A 4,068-nucleotide genomic window follows, 5' to 3' on the forward strand; every position below is an offset into this window, starting at 1 on the left:
CCCCAGCCACGCCAGCAACTGCGTCGCCGACGGACCCGACTGCACATGCGTCATGTCCAGCACCCGCACACCACCAAGCGCCAACGTCATGTTCGCCACCTCATCCCTGCGTCGTCGTGTGTACGTCGGTGCCTCACGGCATCAGCTGGTACTCGGGGAAGTTGCCGGGCAGCCGCTCGTCGGCGGGTCCCTGAGTGACGGCGCGCACGAGGAGTTCGCCGCCGACGAAGGCGCCGCGCCAGGAGGCGCCGAACCCGCCGAACAGTTCGTCCCGGTCGCCGCGGGAGCGCGGTGTGCCGTGTCCGACCTTGAACGCGCGGATCTGCGGGGCGAGTCGGTCGAAGGTCGCCCGGTCGTCGGTGGACAGGGTGGCGACCAGCGCGCCGTTGGAGGCGTTCATCGCGGCGAGCAGTTCCGCTTCCGTGTCGACCAGGACGATGGTGTCGACCGGGCCGAAGGGTTCGGCGTGGTGCAGGGGTGAGGAGGGGGGCGGATTGAGGAGCGTGACCGGTTGGACGTACGCCGAGGTGTCCTGGCCGGGCAGGAAGCGGGCGTCCGCCTCGCTGCCGCGGTGCACGGGCACGGCTCCGCGGTCGATGGCCTCGGCGACCTGGTCGCGCAGTTCCTTCGCCTTGGCCGCGTTGATCACCGGGCCGAAGTCGAGGGAGGGGTAGGGGTCGTCGGGGTTGTCGACGGCGAGCGGGTGTCCGAGGCGCAGGGTGCGCACGGCGGGGAGGTAGGCGGCCAGGAACTCGTCGAACAGCTCGCGCTGGACGACGAAGCGCGGGTAGGCGGTGCAGCGCTGCTTGCCGTAGTCGAAGAGCTTGGGGATGACGGCGGTGAGCGCGTCCCAGTCGGTGTGGTTCCAGATGCCCCAGGTGTTGAGTCCTTCCTGTTCGAGTACGTGTCGCTTGCCGAGGTCGGCGACGGCGGTGGCCACGGCGGCGCCGGTGTCGCGGCCGCCGACGAAGGAGACGCAGCCGATCTCGGGCGCCCGCACCAGCGCCTCGGACAGCTCTCCCCCGCTGCCGCTGACGAGGGTGACGGGAATCCCCTCGCGGGCGGCGAGCGCGCAGGCCAGGGTGAGACAGGCGACGCCGCCGTCGGTCGGGGTCTTGGCGATGACCGCGTTGCCTGCCAGTGCCTGGACCAGCATTGCGTGAACGAGCACGCTCATCGGATAGTTCCAGCTGGCGATGTTGGACACCGGGCCGTCCAGCGGGGCCCGGCCCTCGACCATGGGTTCGATGCCGTCGACGTACCAGCGCACGCCGTCGATGGCGCGGTCGACGTCGGCCTGCGCGAGCCGCCACGGCTTGCCGATCTCCCAGACGAGCAGCAGCGCGAGGAGTTCGCGGTGCTGGGTGAGGGCGTCGAGGGTGGCGGCCACGCGGGCCCGGCGCTCTTCGAGGCGGATGTGGCGCCAGGCGCGGTGCTGGTCGAGGGAGGCGCGGACGGCCCGGCGGGCGATTTCCCGGCTCAGGCGCGGCGGGCCGGCGATCGGGGTGCCGTCGACGGGGCTGATGGCGGGCAGTGCCCGGCCGTCGGGCCGCCAGGCGGAGTCCCAGAGGTTGAGGACGCGGTCGTCGCGGAAGGCCTCGGGGGCGACGGCGAGGCAGCGCTGCCAGGCGTCGACCCAGGAGGTACCGGACTTCAGCGTGAGTCGGGTGGAGTCGAGGGTGGTTGTCATGCGATATCTCCGCTCTCGGTGCACAGTCGGGGGCGGGGCGTTGGGGGAACGCAACGGACGGTTCCGCGGACGCGTTGCGTGGTTCGGGTCAGGCCTGAGGGACCTATGTCTGAGGGGCCTTGCGAACGGTGTCCAGTCGGGTGAGCACGAGGCGGGCCGTCTCGGTCGGGGTGTCGCCGACCCGGACGCCGACGGCCTCCAGCGCCTTCTTCTTCGCCTGGGCCGTGCCCGCGGAGCCGGACACTATGGCGCCGGCGTGGCCCATGGTCCGGCCCTCGGGCGCGGTGAAGCCGGCGATGTAGCCGACGACGGGCTTGGTGACGTGCTCGTGGATGTAGGCGGCCGCCCGTTCCTCGGCGTCGCCGCCGATCTCCCCGATGAGGACGATCAGTTCGGTGTCGGGGTCGTCCTGGAAGGCGGCCAGGCAGTCGATGTGGGTGGTGCCGACGACGGGGTCGCCGCCGATGCCGACGCAGGTGGAGAAGCCGATGTCCCGCAGCTCGTACATGAGTTGGTAGGTGAGGGTGCCCGACTTCGACACCAGTCCGATACGGCCGGCCCGGGCGATGTCCGCCGGGATGATGCCCGCGTTGGACTGTCCCGGGGTGATCAGGCCTGGGCAGTTGGGGCCGACGATGCGTGTCCCCTTCTTCTTCGCGTACGAGGTGAAGGCGACGGAGTCGTGGACCGGGATGCCCTCGGTGATGACGACGGCGAGACCGATCCCGGCGTCGACGGCTTCCACAACTGCCGCTTCCGCGAAGGCGGGTGGCACGAAGACGACGCTGACGTCGGCTCCGGTCGCCCGGATGCCGTCGGCGACCGATCCGAAGACGGGGACGACCCGGTCGTCGAAGTCGACGGCCTTGCCGGCCTTGCGCGGGTTCACACCGCCGACGACGTTCGTGCCGGCCGCCAGCATGCGCCGGGTGTGCTTCATGCCCTCGCCGCCGGTCATGCCCTGGACGAGGACCCTGGACTCCTTGGTCAGGAAGATGGCCATGTCCCGCTCCTTCAGCCGGCGTTGGCGAGTTCGGCGGCGCGGCGGGCGGCGCCGTCCATGGTGGTGGCCTGCTGGACGAGAGGATGGGCGTGCCCGTCGAGGACGGCCCTGCCGCGGGCTGCGTTGTTGCCGTCGAGCCGCACCACGAGCGGCTTGGTCAGCCGGACCTCGTCCAGTGCCCTGACGATGCCGTCGGCGACCGCGTCGCAGGCGGTGATCCCGCCGAAGACATTGACGAACACGGACTTCACGGCCGGGTCGGACAGGATGACCGTCAGCCCGTCGGCCATGACCTGGGCCGAGGCACCGCCGCCGATGTCGAGGAAGTTGGCGGGGCGGGCCCCGCAGCCGACGACGACGTCGAGGGTCGACATGACCAGCCCGGCGCCGTTGCCGATGACGCCGACCTCGCCGTCGAGCTTGACGTAGTTGAGGCCCTTCGCTGCGGCGGCGGCCTCCAGCGGATCGTCGTAGGAGAGACTCTCGTCGCCCCAACGGGTCCGCCGGAAGCGGGCGTTGTCGTCGAGGGTGACCTTGCCGTCGAGGGCGAGGATCCGTCCCTGACGCGTGCGCACGAGGGGGTTCACCTCGACGAGGACGGCGTCCTCGCGGACCAGCACCTCCCACAGTCGTACGAGAACGTCGACGATCTGCGGGGGCAGCCCGGCGGCCTCGGCAATCTCGCCGGCCTTGGCGGAGGTGACGCCCTCGCCGGGGTCGATCGGGACGCGGACGACCGCCTCCGGGCGAGCGGCCGCGACCTCCTCTATGTCCATGCCGCCCTCCGCCGAGGCGATGGCGACGAAACGGCCCGCGGCGCGGTCGAGGACGTAGGCGACGTAGAACTCGGCCTCGATGTCTACTGGTTGGGCCAGCATGACCTTGCCGACCCGGTGTCCCTTGATGTCCATGCCGAGGATCCGGTCCGCCGTCCGCTCGGCCTCGGCCGGGTCGGCGGCGACCCGCACCCCGCCCACCTTTCCCCGGCCCCCAGTCTTGACCTGCGCCTTGACGACGGCGCTGCCGCCCAGCCTGCGGGCGATCTCCCGGGCCTCCTGGGGCGAGTCGGTGACCTCCGCCCGCGGCACGGGGATCCCGTGTTCTTCGAAAAGCGCCCGGGCTTCGTGCTCGTACAGGTCCATGCTTGGGCTCCCGTCTCAAAGTGCACGACTCAAAAGTGCTGCACGCCCCCTGGACATCACCCATCGGATGCGGGATAACAATCTTCATACAGTATTCGTCGACTGTATGCAATGTGCCAAACATGCCCGTGAGGTGATCCGTGACGAGGTTGGCGCTTGGTGGTGTGCGGGTGCTGGACATGACGCATGTGCAGTCGGGTCCGTCGGCGACGCAGTTGCTGGCGTGGCTGGGT

General features: G+C 70.6%; 3 protein-coding genes. All 3 read right to left on the reverse strand.

The features are described 5' to 3' along the window. Positions 1-133: 133 nt before the first annotated feature. Entirely contained in the window at positions 134-1,690 is a 1,557-nt protein-coding gene (locus ABZ896_RS52100) for an aldehyde dehydrogenase family protein (RefSeq protein ID WP_360946372.1), read from the reverse strand. A 103-nt stretch (positions 1,691-1,793) separates the two neighbouring features. Then, positions 1,794-2,693, reverse strand: coding sequence for a succinate--CoA ligase subunit alpha (gene sucD / locus ABZ896_RS52105; RefSeq protein WP_360946375.1), 900 nt, complete (start codon positions 2,691-2,693; stop codon positions 1,794-1,796). An 11-nt stretch (positions 2,694-2,704) separates the two neighbouring features. After that, the gene (gene sucC, locus ABZ896_RS52110) at positions 2,705-3,835 is read right to left on the reverse strand and encodes an ADP-forming succinate--CoA ligase subunit beta (protein ID WP_360946378.1); all 1,131 of its coding nucleotides are present in this window, start codon (positions 3,833-3,835) and stop codon (positions 2,705-2,707) included. Between the last annotated feature and the right edge of the window lie 233 nt (positions 3,836-4,068).

The organism is Streptomyces sp. NPDC047072 (assembly GCF_040643855.1).
GTDB lineage: Bacteria > Actinomycetota > Actinomycetes > Streptomycetales > Streptomycetaceae > Streptomyces.

Coding starts and splice junctions, on each gene's coding strand:
- ABZ896_RS52100 (WP_360946372.1), bottom strand. CDS start 1,690: ATGACAACCACCCTCGACTCCACCCGACTCACGCTGAAGTCCGGTACC.
- sucC (WP_360946378.1), bottom strand. CDS start 3,835: ATGGACCTGTACGAGCACGAAGCCCGGGCGCTTTTCGAAGAACACGGG.
- sucD (WP_360946375.1), bottom strand. CDS start 2,693: ATGGCCATCTTCCTGACCAAGGAGTCCAGGGTCCTCGTCCAGGGCATG.